Raw genomic sequence first — 22609 nt, forward strand, 5'->3', positions numbered from 1 at the left:
GCAAGTTTTCAGTTGGTCACTAATGCTAGAACGTCAAAGATAAGAATACAAAGGGTATGATCACTTATTTTGAAAGTTGAGCCATATTATTTGTGAAAATGCTGTTTTTTAAATTGATACTTGGTTTTAGTGACGTTTTTTGGCGAGTTAATGATGTAATTAGTTTATATGCGTGAACGCGTGCCATATTTTATAAATCATTTTTTTGAACAATATCGTCTCGTCACAACGGTATACTCAATTTAAAAATATTGACCAACGATGGGGGAGATTAACAAGACATTTACGCAAGGAGATGTGTCATAAATCACTATTTAGCGAAGGCTTCAGTGTTGTTTCGATTGATTATTCTACGTTAGGATTCATAGCAAAATAAATGAGTAAAGCAGTATAGCCACTTATTGATAATCAGTAAGTGGCTTTTATCTATCTAGAAATTGAGTCGATCAGTAATGCCAAGGGAAGCGGCTAAAATCTTGATCGCGTTTTTCTAGGAACGCATCACGACCTTCTTGTGCTTCTTCAGTGCCGTAAGCAAGACGCGTTGCTTCACCAGCAAACAGTTGCTGACCGACTAAACCATCATCTGGAAGGTTGAAACCGTATTTTAGCATACGCATTGCTGTTGGTGATTTACTTGTGATTTCTTTACCCCAACGAAGTGCTTCTTCTTCTAGTTCAAAGTGATCAACAACCTTGTTCACCATGCCCATTTCATAGGCTTCTTGTGCGCTGTAATTAAAACCACAGAAGAAGATTTCACGGGCACGTTTTTGACCGATCATTTTAGCCAGATACGCAGAGCCGTAACCAGAATCGAACGACGCAACATCAGGATCGGTTTGCTTGAATATGGCATGTTCTTTAGATGCCAGCGTTAAATCACAAACAACGTGTAAGCTATGACCGCCGCCAACAGCCCAACCGGGAACAACCGCGATAACGACTTTTGGCATAAAGCGGATCATGCGTTGTACTTCTAGAATATGAAGTCGACCCATACGCGCAACGTCAGCAGTACCCGCTTCTTCGCCTTCATATTTATAGCCATCTTTACCACGAATACGTTGATCGCCACCCGATGAGAATGACCACTGGCCTTTATGAGATGGGCCATTACCCGTTAGTAATACACAGCCTACATCAGACCATTGACGAGCGTGATCGAGTGCGGTGAAAAGCTCATCAACTGTTTTGGGGCGAAATGCATTTAGGCAATCTGGACGATTAATTGCGATACGAACAGTACCCTGATCTTTGGCGCGATGATAAGTAATATCTTCAAAATCAAAGCCTTCAACTTCGTTCCAAAGCTCAGGATTAAATATGGTTTTCGTTGTCATGTGGCGTTGCCTCCATAAGTTGATGCTGTAAGGCTAGGGAGTTACAAAAAAAAGTCAATTTTTCGATGAAATTAGTGGCGTTTACACAAAGAAATAAAACCTAAGTGATGATGGAATAAACAATTAGGTTGATACGAATAGCAAGTTTAATGAATATTATGATTCTCACTGACAAGGTAGGTAATAATTGCGAAAATAGCGTTGAATTCATTAAAGATATATTAGATATGCAGAACAAGTTACCTATAGATAGCATTGAGCAACAATTTAAAGCCTTGTTACGTGATGAACATATTGTTGTTGAAGCAGAAACGGGGTCGGGTAAATCAACCCGTCTACCACTATGGGCTGCTATTTATGGAAAAGTGCTGGTGGTTGAGCCTCGACGGGTTGCTTGTACATCGCTAGCTGAATATTTATTAACAGAAGACGCAAACCCAGATCAGTTATCCGTTGGTTATGCGATCCGTTTTGAGCATCACTTTGATGAAAATACGGATATTATTTATGCGACCCCCGGTGTTGCATTACGTTGGTTAAGTGAAGGTAATTTAGATCAGTTCTCAACAATTATTATTGATGAGTTCCATGAAAGACGTTGGGATACTGATCTTCTGCTTGCGTTACTCAAACAGCAACAATCTCATCGTTTAGTTATTACTTCTGCAACGATTGATAGCCAACGATTAGTTAACTATTTATCCGCACAGCACTTACAAGCTAAAGGGCGTAATTTTGCGGTGAATGTGTTGCATCATACCTCTGATAGTCGAGATATGCCCGATGTGACGAATATCGATAAGCGGATAACTAGCTTGGTTCAAACGCATATTGATAGCCACCAAGACATTTTGATCTTTTTACCCGGAAGAAAAGAGATAGCATCAACGCAAAATGCACTAACGCAACAGTTTAGTGAGCAAATACAAGCAGGATTCATTGATATTATTCCATTACACGCTTCCGTTACCGATGATGAAAGAAAGCGGGCTCTAACACAAAGTGATAAGCAACGCATTATTGTTGCGACAAATGTGGCTGAAACCTCGGTAACTATCCCAGGGGTTACGTTGATCATTGATTCTGGTTTAGAGCGTCGTACTCACCAGCGAAACGGTCGAACAGTATTATCATTACACGCTATTTCCAAAGCAAGCTCAGAGCAGCGGAAAGGGCGTGCAGGGCGCGTAACAGATGGTGTTTGTATTCGCTTGTATGGTAAAGCCGCAGCGCTAGAGTTATTAACACCGCCAGAGTTGCAACGCGAAGAATTGGTAGAAGCCTATTTGGCTGCTTTATGTTGTAACGCAAAACTCAGCCAACTTTCGTTTATTGATCCTCTACCTGAAAAAACCTTTGTTGCAGCGCAGCAGGCTTTGTTGTCGATGGGAGCTATGACTGAAAATGAAGTTATTACTGATTATGGCCGTTGTTTATATCAACTACCTATCGATACTTTATTTGCCCACTTAATAACAGCGATGGATACCCGAGCAAATAAAGAAGCAATGGTCGATCTTGCTGCTGCATTGTCTATTCCGCAACGGTTATGGCAGCCACCGCGATCAGAAGAAAATATTGAACAACTGTATCGATGGCTGGGTAACGTATTTTGTGATGCGACGGCATTAATAAAAATGGTGCGTATGGATGAGTGTCCAGAATGGCTTGTGGTAGATGACAATATGCTAGCAGAAGCGCGTTTGTTGTCAGTTCAAATGCGAGAGTTACTTGAACTTCCAGAGCTGTCTGTTGCTAGCCGATTTAAGCGAGAGTTATGGCAAGATACTGTAATTAAGGCGGTACCTGAATTGGTTTTTCTTCGTCGGGAAAAACGTCAGCAAGCAATGAGTAACGGTATTATTGAAGTCAGTAGTGCGAAAGATTCATTAATTGATAACCCGCCGATAGATGGATCATTATCTCAAGCAGTGATCGTATTTGATCAATTTGCCTTACCAGGAAGAGGGGTTAAACAAAACCGCATTTTGGCAACGTGTAGCTCTCCCGTTACCTTGTCACAAATAAATAATGCTGAGTTAGGTGAGTTGGTTCAAGGTGATACCATCGAGCAACAGGATGGCAGTTTTAAAACGGCTGTCCAGCGGATTTATGCTGGACGGGTTATTGATACTCAATGGATTGAACCTGAAGGGCAATCAGCACGCTCTGCTATTGTCGATATGCTACTTGCAAGTGAAGTAATGCCAGATCTTGCACCTCGAATTATCTCAGATATCTCGCAGTGGAATTTATATCTCGCATTGGGTTTATATAATGCAGATTTTGTTAAACGTGCACCTGAGCCGGTTGATGCCATTGAATGGCTATCGCAACAAATTGAAGATTTAGGGATTGAACATATTGATGATCTCGAGCTCTTTGAACCTTCAGATTTTACCTTTGAGGGGATCCCTGAATGGGAACGGCAAGAGTTTGATGAGCGTTACCCGTGTGAAGTTAAACTCACTGATCTTGTGATGGCTATAGAATATGATATTCATCGTAAACTTGTTGTTGCAAATTATCAGTCTGGCAACCGTAAACCAGATCCAAAACGATGGGAATTACCACGATGGCAAGGGTGGCGAGTGCAATATAAAAAAGCCAGTCGAACAATTGATATTAAATAATGAGATAGTAATCCACAGTAACTATTCATCCTTGTTCATTTAAATGGCTATTCAACAATAGTAATGCCGCTTGGTGATGTTTCTTTTACTGCCTGATAGAAGAGCTGGTTGGCATTACTGTCGTAAAGTTGAATGAGTATAAATTCCATAGAATGAGTAACACGGATTGTGCCATTAAAATCACCATTCACAATTGTACCGGAAGTAAGCAGACTCGATGAGATTGGCAATACTGATCCACTCGTCATAACATTAAAGTCTTGGTAAATGCTAATTCTTAACGTTTTTACCGTATTGAAATCGAGTTTTATTGTCATATCATAAGATCTGTTTAAATTGAAATCATTAGGAAAGAAAAGTTCGCTAAAGTCACTTGCTGTTACATCATTTTCATTATTTGATGCTGGTTCTGCTGGTTCTGCTGGTTCTGCTGGTTCTGCTGGTTCTGCTGGTTCTGCTGGTTCTAAATCTGAAATATTCTCTCCTAATAAGATAGGCTCTGAACTATTACCGCTATCATTTTGCGATGAAGGCGCTTCTTCGCTGTGCTGCTCACTTTCAACTTTTATTTCATCAGGTAAAGAAGGAGTTAACAATTGATGATTACTTTGCTCAGTTGCCCCAGTTGTTGAAGAGTCATTTAGAATATCTTGGGGGGGACTATTATCAATTACTTGTGTGTCTATAGATGAATTATTCTGAGGGGCACTGGGTTCATCGATATTTTGTTGAACACTCAAATCTGAAGCTTCATTGTAACTAATATTTTCCTCAGCTTCAGGAGAAGTGTCACTTCTACAACCAAAAAGAAAAGTTACAACTAATAGAATTAATAATTTCATTTATTAGACTTAAATAATTATCAAAAAATTATAGAGAGATATGTTCAGTTATTTATTAACGCAAGTTAGGTGCCAAAAAATATTGAATTATTCATAAATCTTCTCTAAGTTAGCGTTACTTCTTATATACCAGTCAGTATTTTCACCGCCTCCCGAAATTGCGAAGTTTGTAAGCTCTGGATATGCCTGTAATATATTGGAACCTTCACTAGGATGATTCCAAATCGATTCAACGAGTATTGCCCAAGGTAATCCACTTGAATTGTGATAGGTATCACAACCAATACCTGGACATCTATTTTTAATAAAAATAGATGTGTCATCTTGCGTTGAAAAATAAGATATATTTGCTTTTGATGAGACATCATGATTTTTTAAATGAATTTCAATTTCTCTACCGTTTATACCTCTTATATTTGAGCCATGATTTATATCAGGAGTACCGAAAATAAATGGATTAAGTGGCATTTTTGGAACATCAGAAGGGGGAATAGGCGTGATAAATGGAATGCTGGCAATGAAAATATATTGGTTAGGAGCGTCATCAAAACATCCTTTCCAGACTCGATAAAAAGCACCAAGTTCTCCTGTACAGGTAGGCTGTTCTATCTCATCTTTAAGGTTATTGCTGATAATAATAACCGCATCAATGGTTCCTTGTTCTAACGTTTGGACATTATGTAAGGTTGTATTATTAACAACAAGTTTTGTTAACAAGCCATCTACTTTTTCTGAAGGAATGCCGTCAAGTTTTACTGCAAAGCCATTGGCTAAGTTAGCGCCATAAGCTTTAAGGCTGCCGTAAATATCATAGCGTACAATATCACCTTGATTATTAGTGATTTTGTCTACACGGTAAAGTAAAGCGACATCATTAAAGTCGAAATCACCAATAAATGGCCAACTATCTTCAAAGGCTAAAGTAACCCATTTATTTTCAGATGGATAAACATTATGTATTAAGTTTTGAGCTTCAATAGTAACGTTATGCTCTTCTTCTATGTCCGTTATAGGGGGGGTGTTTTTATCTATAGTGCTGTTATTTTGAAGCTCAGATAATTGAAATTTTGTCCATATCTGACCTGTAGATGATTTTTCTGGTACTCTAATTTTTAATTTATGAAAAGGCTTATCTTTTTCATATATTAATTGTTCATTCACTAAGACATATTCATTATTATTTTCATAAATTCCATTGTTATTCCAGTCAAACCAAGCATTAAGAAAAAAGTTAATATCTTTTTGAGTTTGAATTTCAATGAGAGCATCAGAACCTTGTTTAAAATGGGTACTGAATGTAACGATATTATTTACAGAATGGATTTCTTCTGAACTATTTGTTGATGTTTCAGTGTTTTGATTATTTACTATTTCTTGCGAATTCATCTCATTTTCTTGACTATTATCGATAGATTCAAAAATCTCGTCATCGTTTAATGGTGAGGTGTTTTGAGGGAGAAAATTATCGGTTACGACACCTTCAAGATAAATATCATTTACGACTTCATCTTGAATTGATGAACTTTCAATTAGATTTGAAGTATTTTCAGATGGCGATGTGGTAGCTTGTTGGTCATTATCACCTTTACAAGCGAGAAATATAAATAGGAATAATAATAAAGCTGTTTTTCTTACGTTCATTTTGAAAAAAATGGCCAACTTTCCTCCGTTGTAAAAGTTGGCCTTATTTGAATTAATTAGAGATGGTAACTCCGTTAACATCTGCATTAACTACAGTTTGGAATGGTGCTTTAGTCGTATCTTGATACCAAGCCTCAATAAGTAGAGATTTTACTGAACTCGTTGCAGCAATAACGCCATTAAAATCACCATTTTCGATTTGACCTGAAATAATGCGACTACTTGCAATTGGAGTCAGTGTTCCATCGTCAGCAACATTATAATCACAGTAAACACTCAAACTCATTGGTTCAGAAGTGTTTAGGTCTATCTTAATTGGCATATCATAGGTAGTAATCAAATCATAATTATCTGGAATAACAAGATCCTCAAACTTCGAAACAGTTACTGGTGCTGCACCACTAACAGAATCGCTTACTTCAGGTGCTGCTGGAGATGCTTCTGGTGATGCAGCACTTGTTGAGCCGCCATCATCACCACCACCGCCACCACAACCAAATAGTAGAGCAGCAGTAAAAAGAGTCACATATAAATTTTTCATCGTTAAATACTCCCTACCATTATTCAAAGAGCTGAGTTACATCAGCGTTAGCACGAAGGTACCAATCTGTATTAGTTGCACCACCTGATGTTGAAAATGCTTGTAGATCTGGATATGCGGTTAGTACATTAATACCTTCACTTGGGTGATCCCAAGTGCCATCAACTAAAATAGCCCAAGGTATACCGTTTGAAGTTTGGTAAGTGTTACAGCTAGGTCCAGGGCAATCTGCATCAACATAAACCGATGCATCTTGTTCTGTAGCAAAGTAAGCAGTACTTGCCTTACTTGTTACATCAGCATTTTTCAAATGAATTTCGATTGCACGACCGTCGGTTGCACGAGTACCGTCACCATGATCAATACCAGGGGTACCGAATAAGAATGGATTTAGTGGCATGCTAGGGGCACTAGAGGCTGCAATAGGTGACGAGAACGGAATACTCATTTCAAATTCGAATAAATCTGCAGCGTCATCCGTACAACCTGCCCATACTCGATAATAAGTCCCTAATGGACCAGAACAAGTAGGACCTGGAATTTCCGTTTTAAGATTATTCGTAGCAATAGCGACAGCATCTGTTGTACCAGACTCTAGAACTTGTGTCGCATGTTGAGTAGCGCCATTAATGACAAGTTTGGTTCTGTCTGAATCGACTGCTGTGGCTGCAATACCATCAAGCTTAACAGCGAAGCCATTAGCAAAGTCTGCACCGTAAGAACGTAGGTTTCCGTAGATATCATAGCGAAGAATGTCGCCAGACGAATTAGTCACTTTGTCTACACGGTAGTACATTACTATATCGTTGAAGTCAAAGTCACCTTCTTGCGGCCAATCATCCTCAAATGCCAGTGTTACCCATGAACCTGCTGAAGGGTACCAATTGTGAGTAACAGTTTGTGAATCGACAGTAACTTGATGATCCTCTACTTCACCATAGGAAGCACCGCCGTATGAGAGAACTCCCGAATCTCGTGAAATACGGAAACGAGCCCATATCTGACCAGTCGCAGCATCATCAGGAACTCTCACTTTAAGAACATGGCTGGCAGGTGTTGTACCATCACCACCGATAAGCACCTCATCAGTAACAGCATGCTCAGTTGCTTCGTCAAACACACCATTATTATTCCAGTCAAACCATGCATTTACGAAACCTGAAGCAGAACCACCGATAGTTACATTGACTAAACCATCAGATCCTTGCTTAAAGTTCGCAGGGAATGAGATACCGTCTTCATCCGCAATGTTATCGGCATCATCAGAGTTAGGGGAAAGAATGGCATCTGGCTCTGTATCTACAGTAGGGCCAAAGAAGTAATTAACACTTGATACATTATAGTGTCGAGCACCATTACTAGTGAGTAAGGTTTTATAGGTGTCCGGTGCATCACCAAAGTCTGTATTTTCCGAGGTAATAGCTGCACTAACACATCGTGCACCATCGTTTATATTAGTAGAAGGACCGTTAGAGTAGAACACTGCTGTTGGGCTGATAGAGGATAAATCAGTCAAATCAATTTGATAAACATGTCCGTTTCCGTTGGTGCTTAGATAGAGAAAGCCAGCTGAATCAAAATATTGAGCTCCATAAGTACCAGATGGTAAGCCTATATCACCGAGATCATTGAAAGTTGCGTTGCCTGTGTTGAGGTCAACAATTTCATATAAATGTTGGTTACTATTATTCACAGCAAACAGACGCCCACCTGGGTGGAAAGCCATGTCAGTCAAACCAAGCGTTGCCGTCGATGAGGCCATGATATTTGTCGCTGCTAAAGTGACTAAATCAATTTCATATAATCCAGCCCCATTTTTGTACAAGTACAATTTGTTGTTAATCACATCACCTGTAATGTAAGTTGTCGCTGGTAAGCCTGTTACAGCTAAACTTTCATGTTGATAAAGTTGATTAATTCTAACTACTGTCTGTGAAGTTTTATCATGACCGTAAACATAGTCATCGGATTCGTTATAACCAGATGCAGTGATAGTCGCTGTCATTGGATCAGAGTTTTGATAGAAGCCTGTCGACAAATCAAGTTTGTGAACGACACTTGGATCGCCTTGGAATAAGATGGCTTCTTGTGGACACCCCCCATCATCTGTAAAAGGGTGGGGAATGATGCTGTAAGCTGGACTTGCGAACAAAGCCAGCGAACTAACTAGCAGGGAGTGTTTCAAACACTTCATATCTTGCCTCACTCAGTTAAAAATACTTATGGACATGCATTGTTTTGTTCATCATTGAAAAAATGTACAAGTTTCAAGCCAACAAATATTTAATAAGGCAGTAATTTCAGTGTTTCTATCTATATGATTATAAATGGAAAGTATTTTTTAAACTTTTCCATTGTACGTTGCATATAGCGAAGTTATTAAAATAAGTATCAATATAAAAATATAAATTAGGCAGGAGTGTCTATATATTCAAACCTGTCTTTCTTTCTAAATAAAAAGCATAAATGGTTATATTATCCATCAATGCCGCTATGTTAATAACATAATAGTGTTATTAAAATTTGCCTATTAAATGATTGCTTTAATTGTCTAGTAAAATATATAAAGGTGCATAAAAATTAGTATATGTTTAACTTTGCACTCTATACATAGGATAGGTCTTGATATTAAAACTATCAAGAAAGGGGTAATAAAAAAAGAGCTATAGTTATAGCTCTTAAATAGGTTAGCTTGCAGTATTTTTAGCGCTGATTTTGGCTTTTATAAATGCAGAATGATCTAAATATATTAAATCAGAAACTTGGCGAATGACAGCCTCTTCTTGTGGGTCTATCACACCATCAGCGTAGGCAACTTGCCACATTGCTTCAACTAATTGATAGCGTTCTGGTTGCTCAAGTGAACGTAATTTATTAGTAAAATCATAAAGAGAAACAGACGCCTCTGCTTGTAGTTGAGCTTTATCAAGTAGTTGTTTTGATGTGATTTCATCAACTTCAAGTAATTTCATTAGAAGCTGAATTTTAGCTTGCTCTTCTCTTGGATCCTTCTCATGGTCGGCAATAGCTACTTCACATAATAAAGAAGCCATAGCTAAATGAAGCGTTGGAGTATCAACGGCTTTATTACTATTAGGATCATTCGTCAGTTGTCGAAATAGTGTACGTAGCGATTTGAACATTATTGTCCTTATTATTTTTTCAGTTTAAGTTAATAATATTAATAATACCTATAATAAATCAACATTAAAAATAAAAATATTGGATTACACATATGTAACCAATTTATCTATTTTAGTTTTTTATATCCATTTTCTACGATAAAAAAGGATAAGTTGAAGTATTAATACACCGAATAACAGGCTACAGAATATATAAAATGCCCAATGATTTTGTGAGCCAGGAATACCTCCTAAATTAACACCCAGTAAACCGGTTAAAAAACCGAGTGGTAAAAAGATAGTGGTAATTAAAGACAGAAAATATAAACGTTGGTTTAATGCTTCAGATTGTAAGCTCATTAATTCTTCTTGTGTCACATTAGCACGTTCACGAATGGCGTTTAAGTCATCGATTACATGGAGTAGCTTTTCATTTACTTCATGTATTTTTTGTTTGTCTGATAGCGAGAGCAGTGGAGTATCAATAGTGAGTAATTTAGCGATGGCATCACGTTGTGGAGTGACATAGCGACGAAGATAAACGGTCTCTCGTCTTAATTGTGCAATATTATTACGGAGGTCGTCATCACTATTATTCATCACCTGATCTTCAAGCTGGGTTAACTTGTCATCGAGGGAATCAATTACTTCTATTTTATGGCTCGTAAGGTGATCGCAAAGACAGAGAATGAATGCACCAATGGTTTTGGGCCCAAAGCCGCCATTTATATGTGCCGCGACACGATCAAGTGCTCTGACAGGACGATCTGAGGTGGTAACAATGGTGTTGTGTGTATAGTAACCTCGAATAGAGACCATTTCTGATGGAGGATCAGACTGATTATCAGAATCTAAATCTATTCCTCGTAATGATAGGAAAAAACCTTCTTTCGTTTGATTTAATCGAGGGCGAATACGCTGAGTCGTAAGGGCTTCTTTTTCTACATCTGGCAAATGACTATTTTTTATCCATGCTAGTGCTTCTTCATCGGTATAGTTTAAATGCACCCACATTAGCCCATCATTACTGCTCCAGTTATTTATTTGATCAAGTGAGAGAGGCGAAGCGCCATTACTTGCATCAAGTTGATAACTATATGTAAAGCAGTTTTGCATCTGGTGATCCTTTCATCGTTAAAGGTATATTATCTAACAAGCTTTATTATCACTTTATTTATTTACTAGCTTAACTGATATCGCCTTCGAGAGAAAAATTATTTAATCACGACAAAGGAATAGGGGTTTTAAAGCTGAGGCTGAAACTGCGTTCGAAATTGTCGAGGGGTAAAACTACTCCAATTTTTAAATCGGGTACTAAAATTGGTTGGGTTTGGATAACCGCATAAATCACTAATATGTTGAATTGGCCAATTGGTGGTAGTCAGTAGCCCAGCAGCATGTTCCATTCGAATTTGAGTTAAATAGGCAATGGGAGATTGTTGGTAATACTGTTGACATAATCGATGAAAATGCGGCTCAGAGCATGGATATAAGGCGGCCAGATCGGAGACTTGCCATGGGTGATGTAACTGACTTTTCGTTTGCTGGTAAACATGTTCTAAACGGGTAAGTGCTTTAGGAGAGTGAGAGGCGGTTTGGGTATTCACTAATAAACAAATCTGTTCGGTAATACTTTTACATAGCGCATCGCCCAATGGATAGTTGAAACTTAAAGATTCGCTTAAGCAAATGATAGTCTTAAATAGTAATGAGCCTGATTGTGAATCTTGATAGGTAATATCATGAGGTAAGCTCTCATCCCAACGCTTATGTTTTTCAAGCATGACCCATGCGACATCCCAAATAAGATCAGGATTATCATCTGGGTGGATGACAAAGCCATTCTCATAACTGGGCGGTACATAAATAACACTGCCGGTTTCTAATGCCCATTCACTGTCTGGTGTTTTCAATAACCCTTTTCCACCCGTTGTGTATAGCAGCATATACATGTCTGGGTTTCTTCGATAAATACTGAATGCCTCTTTGCCATAATTGATGCCACATTGAAGAATTTTTTGCTTTTCAAGTTCAATCGATTGTACTTGATCAATAATAATAGATTGGCATTTTGGCGAAATAGTAAAAGTATCAATATACCCCATTCAGAGCTCCGAAATTAAAAAATGATAGTCTAGCAAAGCTTTTTGATTGCTTAGAATAAACGTGTTTGAGTAAACATAGGTATGATCAGCTTCACAGTAAGATAACATTAATTAGGTGGCGGTCATGCAACACTGGCGATACTCAGCAGATAAAACTTTTTGGCAAAAAACATGGCGTCTAGCGTTGCCAGTATCAATGCAATCTATGTTGTTTTCATTACTTGGTTTAGTCGATGTCATCATGGTCTCTAAACTCGGTGAGTCACAAGTTGCCGCTGTTGGTATTGGTAACCGCATATTTTTCTTTAATTTATTGCTTGTTGTTGGCGTCAGTGGAGCTGTTGGTGTTCTCGCGGCTCAATATTTTGGCGCAGGGAAAATGGAAGGGGTGAGACGTACGTTATTGCAATCTTGGGTATGTGCAATCTTTTTAACATTGCCTTTTGCTGTTGCATACCGTGTTTTTCCAGAGCAAATTGTTTCTTTGGTTAATGATCAAGCCGACTTTATTCACTATGCACGAGATTATTTATATGTCTGCGGCTGGAGCATTATTTTTACAGCCATTGTCGTACCGCTTGAATCTGCTTTACGTGCAGTAGGCGAAGCTAAAATGCCTACGTATGTTGGGCTGGTGGCTGTCATTATTAATGGCGTACTTAATGCGCTATTAATTTTTGGATTATATGGTTTTCCTGAAATGGGGGTTGCTGGTGCCGCGCTGGGGACAACGATTTCGCGTGGTGCACAAACAGCTATTTTGCTGTTTATTACTTATAAAACCTATAAAAAAGTATTACCTACACAGGAAGATATAGAGCCAGCAAGTAACGCCAAAGCAAGGAAACGTTATTTTAATGTCGCCTGGCCTATGATTGTTCATGACGGGGCATGGGCGATGGGAATACTGGTTTATAGCGTTATTTTTGCCAAATTAGGTGTAACAGAGCTTGCCATCATTAGCTTATTATCGCCGATAGAAGCGGTATTAATTTCAGCCTTTATTGGTTTTGCGGTTGCCGCATCAACGATTTTGGGACACGAATTAGGCGCTGAAAATTATCAACGAGCGTTTCATCAGTCGTGGTTCTTTCTAGCTTTGAGTGTGTCTATTGCTTTTGTGTTAGGTGTGTCTATTTGGCTATCGAGTGGGCTTGTTGGAGAGTGGTTGGCAAAGGCTCAAGCACCGAACCTTGAAATGTCGCTGAATGTTACCTTAGTGATGGCGTTAGGTATGTTCCTAAAAGTGTTCAATATGGTGGGTATTGGTGGGGTATTACGTAGCGGTGGCGACATTAAATACAGCATTTTTATTGATTTATTTGGCCAATGGGCAATAGGTATTCCTTTAGCCATACTCACGGGTATTGTTTTAGGCTGGCCATTACACTGGGTGCTTGTTGCTATATTGGCAGAAGAAGTCGTGAAAGTTGGACTGACAACTTATCGGATTTATGGTCGTAAGTGGTTAAAAAACCTTATTAATGATGACGTAGAATCCTCTTCTATGACAGCATAAAAATAAAACAATACATAGCGATGGATTTAAGTCTGCATAAAAAGGGTTAGACAGAGATTGTCTAGCTTTTTTTATTTGTAATCAACTCGCCTAAGAATATCAATATTAAACATATTTTGTTGCTTATTACACAAGTAAAATTTGCAGGTAGAATATTGCCACGTGTAAGTATTTAATAAATCTGTCATTTTTAAATAATAGAAATGAAATAACAGCTTCTTAATATCCATCCATTTTTTAGGGTATTAACCAAGGTTGTATATGAGTTACCAATTATCAAGACGTCAGTTTTTATTAAATTCAGCAAGTGTTGCTGCGACATCAGCAACGGTATTACCTGGTTGTAAAATGCAAAGTAATAATAACCAGACTGATCAAACACATAGAATTGCTTTACTTGGTGATGTCCATTTTCATGATATTCATGGTGATTTTGACTTCAACAATAACGAAGTTTGTATTAGAACGATGCAAGACTCAGTTGGTTCTACTCGTATGTTTAATGAAAACTACTTTGTCTTCAAAGCGACATTAGATGACATTGTTGCAGAGGGCATTAAGTTCGTTATTCTTGTTGGCGATTTTTCTGATGATGGACAAGAAGCCCATGTTGATGGCTTGAAAAAAGTACTTGAACAATATAGTGACGAATATGGATTGGAGTTCTTCTTAACTCATGGCAATCACGATCCTACTACACCCTATGGTGAAAATTGTGATAAGACCTTCTTACGATCAGATGGTGCTGGTGTAAAAGTAACCAGCAATCAGGGCGATGTTGAAAGCTTTATTCCTAGTGATGAAGTTGACGATGTACTCTATAGCCCGAAAATGCAATCTCTAGGTTTCACACCATTAATGGAAAAATTAGGTCGATTTGGTTTTCAATCTCAGCCGCATTATCACTATTATGAAACGCCATGGAAATCGAACAAACTTGAAGATCGTGTATATCAAGCAATATCTGCTGATGGAGCCTATACAGTAGAATGTCCTGACTCTAGTTATCTCGTCGAACCAATAGAAGGTTTTTGGATTTGCTCTGTAGACATGAACACTCATGTACCTTTGGATCCGCTGGGAAGTCAGTGGGATCATGATGCAAAAGGGTATGAAGATGGTAAAGTTCAAAAACCGCAGGTATTAACTTGGTTAAAAGATGTTATTAAGCGAGCAGATGAGCAAGGAAAAACATTACTCGTTTTTTCACATTACCCTGCTATTGAATATTTAAACTACAGCGCTGACGATTTTTATTATTTGTTCGCTGACTCATCGTATAACCACAAGCGAGTCCCAACATCAGAAACTACTGAAGAGCTCATTGATTGTGGTTTAAAGCTGCATTTTGCTGGGCATATTCATATTAACGATACCGCTAAATATGTTGGTCGTAATGGACAAACCTTAGTTAATGTTCAGGCACCGTCATTAGCTGCTTATATTCCAGCGTATAAAAAAATCACCTGTTATGGTCCCGACGACTTCGAAATAGAAACCAAAGTCATTGAAGATGTGCCTGAATTTGATTCTTTATTTAATCATTATGAAAATGAAATAAGCTGGCGTACAGCTAAAGGTTTAGATACACATTGGAAATCGATGCTTGAGGTGTCTTCTTACCGAGAGTTAATGTATCAACACCTGATTTGCTTAACTGTTAATGATAAGTCTGATGATTGGGGCTGGGATATGCGCCATCTTTACCAGTCAACGTTTCCAATATATTGGCTAATGGTTTTAAGCGTGATTGATGATGATTTATCAGGAACGGTACTTTCAACGCTTGTAGACAACATCAACCCAGATACCAATGATACTAAAGTTATTGATTTATTGGTGGGAGCGGGGCTAGAACAAGTGAGTGTTAATAACGCAATTGAAGACGTCAATCAGCACTTAATCAATATGAACTACAGCCGTCAGCAATTAAATCAGGCTATTTTTACAGATTACTGTAATGCAATGCTACATATTCGAAACGGTGATGAGCTTGCATTACAAGACATTGGTTTAGATAAGGTTGTTGGCTACAGCGTTGTTGCAGAGCTTTTTGGTCGTTGTGATATCGACAATAACCTCGAAAATCATGATTATTCTCAAGACTATATTGAGGCTGATCCTGAAGCAGGTTCTCATGAAGAGTTTGATGAGAATAAAGATAATTTATCAAACTTAAAATTACGTTTGGCGGCACTGGCTAGAATTTTCCACATGTTCAGAATTACAGAGCCAACAACGCACTTCAGGGTTTTCCCATCGCGAGGGGAAGTGTTGGATTTATCAAATGAGAATCCACTTAGAATTAAAGCGTAATCAATAGCCGACCTTTAGAGTCGGCTTTATTTTTTTATTCATTACACATCATGTTCTATATCGCATCATTACATCCCAGTAATTGTCTTTTAACCTGCTCTCACGCCGCTTTAATTGTGATAGAATTAACAAAAATTTCGAATCGCCAAGTGATACTAAGCGAGTTGTCATCATGATGTTCTCGGTATCCATTAGTCATTGAAAGACAGGAATTAAATTGAGTCAGTCGAATCAAACTCAAGCAGACGTGTTGAATAACGAAAAAACATTAAAGTCTGCGATTAAAGATTGCATGATGCGCGATCGTTTTCGCCTACACAAACGTGTACAAGGCGCATCACGAATTAAAAATGAAAAATCCAAGCACGCTGTATTTGACGAAATTGCATTAGAGATTGCGAAATCAATGCAAACGGTGGAACGTCGCCGTACTCAGCGTCCAAAAATCATATACCCAGCACAGTTACCCGTAAGCCAGAAGAAAGATGATATCGCTGAAGCGATCTTAAATAACCAAGTGGTTATTGTGGCGGGTGAGACGGGTTCAGGTAAAACTACTCAGCTACCTAAAATCTGTTTAGAAATCGGTCGTGGTACCCACGGTATGATCGGCCACACTCAGCCTCGTCGTCTGGCTGCGCGCTCTGTTGCTTCTCGTATTGCAGAAGAAATGGAATGTGAGATGGGCTCTCACGTAGGTTATAAAGTCCGATTTAACGATCAGGTCTCTGAGCATAGCCATGTAAAGTTAATGACAGACGGTATTTTACTGGCTGAAATTCAACACGATCGTTTCTTAAGTCAATATGACACTATCATTATCGATGAAGCGCACGAACGTAGCTTAAATATTGATTTCATCATGGGTTACCTGCGTGAATTATTACCAAAGCGCCCAGATTTAAAAGTCATCATTACTTCTGCAACCATCGATCCTGAGCGTTTTTCTAAGCATTTTAATAATGCACCGATTATTGAAGTTTCAGGTCGTACGTACCCAGTAGAAGTTCGCTACCGCCCTGTGGTTGAAGACGGTGATGACACTGATCGCGATCAATTAGATGCAATTTTTGATGCGGTCGATGAACTATGTGATGAAGGTGAGGGTGATATCCTGATCTTCTTAAACGGTGAGCGTGAAATTCGTGATACTGCAGATGCGTTAGAAAAGCGTAAATTACGCCATACAGAAATACTACCTTTGTACGCACGTCTATCGGCGGGTGAGCAAAACAGAGTATTTCAATCACACTCTGGTCGCCGTATTGTACTTTCAACAAACGTAGCGGAAACTTCACTGACTGTTCCGGGTATTAAATACGTTATTGATCCGGGTACAGCCCGAATTAGTCGCTATAGTTACCGTACTAAAGTACAGCGTCTACCGATTGAAGCTATTTCACAGGCCAGCGCTAATCAGCGTATGGGGCGTTGTGGTCGTGTTCAAGAAGGTATCTGTATTCGTCTATATTCTGAGGAAGATTTTTTATCGCGCCCAGAATTTACCGATCCAGAAATTCTACGTACTAACTTAGCGTCAGTTATTCTTCAAATGACCGCGATTGGTTTGGGTGATATCCAAGCTTTCCCATTTGTAGAAGCGCCCGATAATCGTAATATTCAAGACGGTATTCGATTATTGGAAGAGTTAGGTGCGATTAACTCTAAAGCCACAGATCCTCGTAAACGTTTATCACCAATGGGTCGCCAATTAGCGCGTCTTCCTATTGATCCGCGTTTAGCTCGTATGGTACTAGAAGCGCCTAAGCATGGTGCATTACGTGAAGTGATGATCATTGCATCGGCTTTATCTATTCAAGATCCACGTGAGCGTCCATCAGATAAACAGCAACAGTCTGATGAGAAACATCGCCGATTTAACGACAAAGATTCTGACTTTGTTGCGTTCGTTAATTTATGGAATTACGTCCAAGAGCAACAAAAAGAGCTTTCTAGTAATCAATTCCGCCGTTTATGTAAGAAAGAATACTTAAACTACTTACGCATTCGTGAGTGGCAAGATATCTATTTCCAAGTCAACCAAGTGATTAAAGAGCTTGAGTTGAAAATGAATGGCAACGAAGCAAGCTATGACAGTATTCATATTTCGCTATTAAGCGGATTGCTTTCGCATATTGGTATGAAAGACCAAGAGAAAAATGAATACCAAGGTGCGCGTAACGCTCGCTTTAATATCTTCCCAGGCTCTGGCATTTTCAAGAAACAACCAAAGTGGGTGATGGTTGCGGAGCTGGTGGAAACGTCACGTTTATGGGGGCGAATTGGCGCAAAAATTCAGCCGGAGTGGGTTGAACCATTAGCAGGTCACTTGATTAAACGTAGTTATAGCGAACCGCATTGGGAGAAGAAGTCTGCTGCTGTTCATGCGTTTGAAAAAGTTACGCTGTATGGCATTCCTGTGGTTGCCAAACGTAAAGTTAACTACGGCAATATTGATCCAACGTTATCACGTGAAATCTTTATCCGCTCAGCATTGGTTGAAGGGGATTGGGATACGCGCCATAAGTTCTATCAACAAAACCGTAAGCTATTGCGCGAAGTTGAAGAACTTGAGCATAAATCACGTCGTCGTGACATTCTGATCGATGATGACGAGCTGTTTAATTTCTACGATCAGCGTATTGATTTGAAAGTAACGTCAGGTCGCCACTTTGATTCATGGTGGAAGAAAGCATCGAAAGAAGATCCTGAGTTATTGAACTTTGAGCGTGAGATGTTATTCCGTGGCGATGCAAGTCATGTCACTGATCTAGATTATCCAAACTTCTGGCATCAAGGTAACTTGAAGCTAAAACTGAGCTACCAGTTTGAACCGGGTGAAGATAACGATGGTGTCACCGTTCACGTGCCATTGGCTATCTTAAACCAAGTTCAACCTGACGGCTTTGACTGGCAAATTCCAGGTTTACGTCATGAGCTGGTTGTTGCATTAATCAAATCATTACCAAAACCGTTACGTCGTAACTTTGTGCCTGCACCAAACTACGCTGATGCGTTCTTAGCACGTGTTAAGCCAATGGAAGCACCATTGCTAGATTCACTAGAAAAAGAATTGAAGCGTATGAGTGGCGTCACAATTGTGCGTGAAGATTGGAATTTAGATCAGATCCCTGATCACTTGAAGATCACTTATCGTGCTGTTGATCACCGCAATCGTAAGTTACGTGAGAGCAAAGATATCTATGGTCTGAAAGACAACTTAAAAGAGAAGGTTCAAGAAACTTTGTCACAAGTTGCTGATGATGATATTGAGCAAGATGGTTTGAAAACCTGGAGTTTTGGTACGCTACCTGAACGTTACCAACAGAAACGCGGTGGCTTTGAAGTAAAAGCCTATCCTGCGCTGGTGGATAACAAAGATTCTGTTGGTATCAAACTGTTTGAAACTGAAGAGCAGCAAAACAATGCGATGCAGGCGGGTCAACGTCGTTTGATTTTACTTAACGTACCATCGCCAATTAAGTACCTTCATTCAAACTTGCCAAACAAATCGAAGCTAGGTTTGTACTTTAATCCGTATGGTCGTGTACTTGATCTGATTGATGATTGTATTGCTTGTGGTGTTGATAAGCTAATTGAAGAGAAAGGCGGATTAGCATGGCAGCCTGAATCATTTGAAGCGTTGAAAGAGTTTGTTCGTGCTGAGCTTGGTGACACCGTGGTTGATATTGCCAAACAAGTAGAAGAAATCTTAACCACAGCATTTAACATCAGTAAGCGTTTGAAAGGGCGTATTGATTTAAGCATGGCATTTGCGATGTCTGATATCAAAGCACAAATTGAAAGCTTGATCTTCAAAGGTTTTGCAACAGAATGTGGGTGGAAACGTCTGCCTGATATTCTGCGTTACATGCGTGCCATTGAGCGTCGAATGGAAAAACTGCCAATCGATCCAAACAAAGATCGTGTGCATATTCTGAAGATTGAATCAGTAGTTAATGAGTACAAAGAGCTATTGAATAAGATCCCGAAAGGGCAGCCAGTACCTGATAAAGTAAAAGAGATCCGATGGATGATTGAAGAGCTACGTGTTAGTTACTTTGCTCAGCAGTTGGGTACGCCATACCCTGTATCAGACAAGCGTGTACGAAACGCAATTAACGAATGTTGATTTAGTTAATAGCGAAATAATAAAGAGCCGATAATGTACATAACATTATCGGCTTTTTTATGCATAAAAAACAGTATTTATTATGTCATTAATAATTAACATGCAAATTTGTTGAGGTGGTGACAAAAAAATGACACCATATGATATATAAAATAAGTGTGAACTTATTAAATTGTTTTTGTGCCAATTACCATCAGGTGATAATACCACTAGAGCTATATCTATCTGATTTTGTAACTAAACAAGGATTGTTTATTCCATGAAATCTTTTGCGGTCGTTCAAGAAAGTAAAGTATTGTCATTTTCTGGCAATGTTGAATTGAGTAATGAAATGGGTAACAAGGTTGTTACTGAACAGCTCATGTTGTCAGTTGGCGATGTATTAATATTGCCTAATTATGCAAATGTGAGTTTGGAGCAGTCAGATGGAACACAAGTCGTATTTTCTAATGTTAATTCTAATAGTGTAGAAGAAGATCTTCCTGATGAGATAGCCAACCTTCAGGCTTTAATTGCTTCTGGAGAGGATCCAACCCTTATTGCGGAAGCTACTGCAGCTGGTCTTCAAAACATTAGTAATAGTGGTGGTTTTAGTTTTAATAGCATTGAAAGAAACGCAAAAGAAATCATAGCTGAGTCTGGATATGATAGTCGTGATACCAGTCCTCGTCCTCCTGCCTCTCCTTACAATGATGGTAATGATTTTTATAGTCCTTCAAAACCACTAGAGCAGCAATCTCCTCAAGATGACGGTAAATCGAATATATCAATAAACAGCAAGCCTATTATTGTCGATGAAAACGGTGCGCCAGAAGGTGAGAGTATTACGGTAAGCACCGATGAAGAAGTCGCCGTGAGCGGTCAACTGTCCGCGACCGATGCGGATGGTGATAGCTTAACGTTCACTTCATCGACCAATCCAACCAATGGCACCGTCGTCGTGAATACTGATGGCTCGTGGACTTACACGCCTAAAACTAATTTCCACGGTGAAGATAGCTTTAAGGTTGAAGTCAGTGACGGCCAAGGTGGCACTGACACCATCACTGTTAATGTAACCGTGAATCCAGTCAATGATGCACCAGTATTGGTTGATGATAACAATGATCCACTGGGCACAGACATTGCCGTCACGACTGATGAAGAAGTCGCAGTGAGCGGTCAACTGTCCGCGACCGATGCGGATGGTGATAGCTTAACCTTCACGCAAATTTCTAACCCGACCAATGGTCAAGTGACGGTTAACACTGACGGTACGTGGACTTACACACCAAACAATGACTTTAACGGTGATGATAGCTTTAAGGTGGAAGTCAGTGACGGCAACGGCGGCACCGACACCATTACCGTGAATATCAAAGTTAATCCAATCAATGATGCACCAGTATTGGTTGATGATAACAATAATCCATTAGGCAGTGACATTACCGTCACGACCGATGAAGAAGTCGCCGTGAGCGGTCAACTGTCTGCGACCGATGTTGATGGTGATAACTTAACCTTCACGCAAAGTTCTAATCCGACAAATGGTCAAGTGACGGTTAACACTGACGGCACATGGACTTACACACCTAAGACTAATTTCCACGGTGAAGATAGCTTTAACGTTGAGGTCAGTGACGGCAACGGCGGTACAGATACTATTACTGTTAATGTGACCGTGAAGCCAATCAATGATGCGCCAGTATTGGTTGATGACAACAATAATCCACTGGGCAGTGACATTACCGTTACGACCGATGAAGAAGTCGCAGTGAGCGGTCAACTGTCTGCGACAGATGCAGATGGTGATAGCTTAACCTTCACGCAAAGTTCTAACCCGTCAAATGGTCAAGTGACGGTTAACACTGACGGCACATGGACTTACACACCAAACAATGACTTTAACGGTGATGATAGCTTTAAGGTTGAAGTCAGTGATGGCAACGGTGGCATCGATACTATTACTGTTAACGTAACCGTGAAGCCAATCAATGATGCGCCAGTATTGGTTGACGATAACAATGATCCTCTGGGTAGTGACATTACTGTCACGACTGATGAAGAAGTGGCAGTGAGCGGCAAACTGTCCGCGACCGATGCGGATGGTGATAGCTTAACCTTCACGCAAAGTTCTAATCCAACCAATGGCACCGTCGTCGTGAATACTGACGGCACGTGGACTTACACACCAAACAATGATTTTAACGGTGATGATAGCTTTAAGGTTGAAGTCAGTGATGGTAAAGGTGGTACCGACACCATCACCGTGAATATCAAAGTTAATCCAATCAATGATGCACCAGTATTGGTTGATGATAACAATGATCCATTAGGCACAGACATTACCGTTACGACTGATGAAGAAGTGGCTGTGAGTGGTCAACTGTCCGCGACCGATGTTGACGGTGATAACTTAACCTTCACGCAAAGTTC

General features: G+C 39.4%; 13 protein-coding genes. 5 read left to right on the forward strand and 8 right to left on the reverse strand.

The genetic code is table 11. The features are described 5' to 3' along the window. Window positions 1-446: 446 nt before the first annotated feature. Window positions 447-1343 (reverse strand): 1,4-dihydroxy-2-naphthoyl-CoA synthase, encoded by an 897-nt coding sequence (locus tag C9J41_RS15945; RefSeq protein WP_107208457.1) that lies wholly within the window; start codon window positions 1341-1343, stop codon window positions 447-449. A 227-nt stretch (window positions 1344-1570) separates the two neighbouring features. On the opposite strand from C9J41_RS15945, the gene C9J41_RS15950 reads away from it, so the two are divergent. Next, complete coding sequence (locus C9J41_RS15950; RefSeq protein ID WP_199194445.1) at window positions 1571-3976, forward strand: helicase-related protein; 2406 nt, start codon at window positions 1571-1573, stop codon at window positions 3974-3976. Between the two features lie 47 nt (window positions 3977-4023). On the opposite strand, the gene C9J41_RS21945 is transcribed toward C9J41_RS15950, so the two are convergent. From C9J41_RS21945 to C9J41_RS15985, 7 genes are all read right to left on the reverse strand, one after another. After that, the gene (locus C9J41_RS21945) at window positions 4024-4818 is read right to left on the reverse strand and encodes a hypothetical protein (RefSeq protein ID WP_199194444.1); all 795 of its coding nucleotides are present in this window, start codon (window positions 4816-4818) and stop codon (window positions 4024-4026) included. 87 nt (window positions 4819-4905) lie between these two features. Then, window positions 4906-6477 carry an LruC domain-containing protein gene (locus C9J41_RS15960; RefSeq protein ID WP_158259618.1) on the reverse strand — a complete coding sequence of 524 codons (1572 nt, stop codon included), beginning with the start codon at window positions 6475-6477 and terminating at the stop codon, window positions 4906-4908. 34 nt (window positions 6478-6511) lie between these two features. Beyond that, entirely contained in the window at window positions 6512-7000 is a 489-nt protein-coding gene (locus C9J41_RS15965) for a hypothetical protein (RefSeq protein ID WP_107261792.1), read from the reverse strand. Window positions 7001-7019: 19 nt separating this feature from the next. Continuing rightward, entirely contained in the window at window positions 7020-9194 is a 2175-nt protein-coding gene (locus C9J41_RS15970; RefSeq protein ID WP_107208452.1) for an LruC domain-containing protein, read from the reverse strand. Window positions 9195-9687: 493 nt separating this feature from the next. Next, window positions 9688-10143, reverse strand: coding sequence for a TerB family tellurite resistance protein (locus tag C9J41_RS15975; RefSeq protein WP_107208451.1), 456 nt, complete (start codon window positions 10141-10143; stop codon window positions 9688-9690). 120 nt (window positions 10144-10263) lie between these two features. Then, a complete protein-coding gene (locus C9J41_RS15980) occupies window positions 10264-11238 on the reverse strand; it encodes a zinc transporter ZntB (RefSeq protein WP_107208450.1) in 975 nt (324 codons plus the stop codon). A gap of 128 nt (window positions 11239-11366) precedes the next feature. After that, window positions 11367-12227 carry an AraC family transcriptional regulator gene (locus C9J41_RS15985; RefSeq protein ID WP_107208449.1) on the reverse strand — a complete coding sequence of 287 codons (861 nt, stop codon included), beginning with the start codon at window positions 12225-12227 and terminating at the stop codon, window positions 11367-11369. 124 nt (window positions 12228-12351) lie between these two features. On the opposite strand from C9J41_RS15985, the gene C9J41_RS15990 reads away from it, so the two are divergent. The 4 genes from C9J41_RS15990 to C9J41_RS16005 form a co-directional block, all read left to right on the forward strand. Then, window positions 12352-13746 carry an MATE family efflux transporter gene (locus tag C9J41_RS15990; protein WP_107291305.1) on the forward strand — a complete coding sequence of 465 codons (1395 nt, stop codon included), beginning with the start codon at window positions 12352-12354 and terminating at the stop codon, window positions 13744-13746. A gap of 261 nt (window positions 13747-14007) precedes the next feature. After that, entirely contained in the window at window positions 14008-16062 is a 2055-nt protein-coding gene (locus C9J41_RS15995; protein ID WP_107291306.1) for a metallophosphoesterase, read from the forward strand. Window positions 16063-16279: 217 nt separating this feature from the next. Beyond that, window positions 16280-20194 (forward strand): ATP-dependent RNA helicase HrpA, encoded by a 3915-nt coding sequence (gene hrpA, locus C9J41_RS16000; RefSeq protein WP_107208793.1) that lies wholly within the window; start codon window positions 16280-16282, stop codon window positions 20192-20194. Between the two features lie 259 nt (window positions 20195-20453). After that, window positions 20454-22609: Ig-like domain-containing protein (locus C9J41_RS16005; protein WP_146151677.1), on the forward strand; the 2156-nt coding region annotated here is incomplete at its 3' end.

The sequence above is a fragment of the Photobacterium sp. GB-50 genome (genome assembly GCF_003026755.1).
In the GTDB taxonomy this organism is placed as follows: domain Bacteria; phylum Pseudomonadota; class Gammaproteobacteria; order Enterobacterales; family Vibrionaceae; genus Photobacterium.

Coding starts and splice junctions, on each gene's coding strand:
- C9J41_RS15945 (WP_107208457.1), bottom strand. CDS start 1,343: ATGACAACGAAAACCATATTTAATCCTGAGCTTTGGAACGAAGTTGAA.
- C9J41_RS15950 (WP_199194445.1), top strand. CDS start 1,571: ATGCAGAACAAGTTACCTATAGATAGCATTGAGCAACAATTTAAAGCC.
- C9J41_RS21945 (WP_199194444.1), bottom strand. CDS start 4,818: ATGAAATTATTAATTCTATTAGTTGTAACTTTTCTTTTTGGTTGTAGA.
- C9J41_RS15965 (WP_107261792.1), bottom strand. CDS start 7,000: ATGAAAAATTTATATGTGACTCTTTTTACTGCTGCTCTACTATTTGGT.
- C9J41_RS15970 (WP_107208452.1), bottom strand. CDS start 9,194: ATGAAGTGTTTGAAACACTCCCTGCTAGTTAGTTCGCTGGCTTTGTTC.
- C9J41_RS15975 (WP_107208451.1), bottom strand. CDS start 10,143: ATGTTCAAATCGCTACGTACACTATTTCGACAACTGACGAATGATCCT.
- C9J41_RS15980 (WP_107208450.1), bottom strand. CDS start 11,238: ATGCAAAACTGCTTTACATATAGTTATCAACTTGATGCAAGTAATGGC.
- C9J41_RS15985 (WP_107208449.1), bottom strand. CDS start 12,227: ATGGGGTATATTGATACTTTTACTATTTCGCCAAAATGCCAATCTATT.
- C9J41_RS15990 (WP_107291305.1), top strand. CDS start 12,352: ATGCAACACTGGCGATACTCAGCAGATAAAACTTTTTGGCAAAAAACA.
- C9J41_RS15995 (WP_107291306.1), top strand. CDS start 14,008: ATGAGTTACCAATTATCAAGACGTCAGTTTTTATTAAATTCAGCAAGT.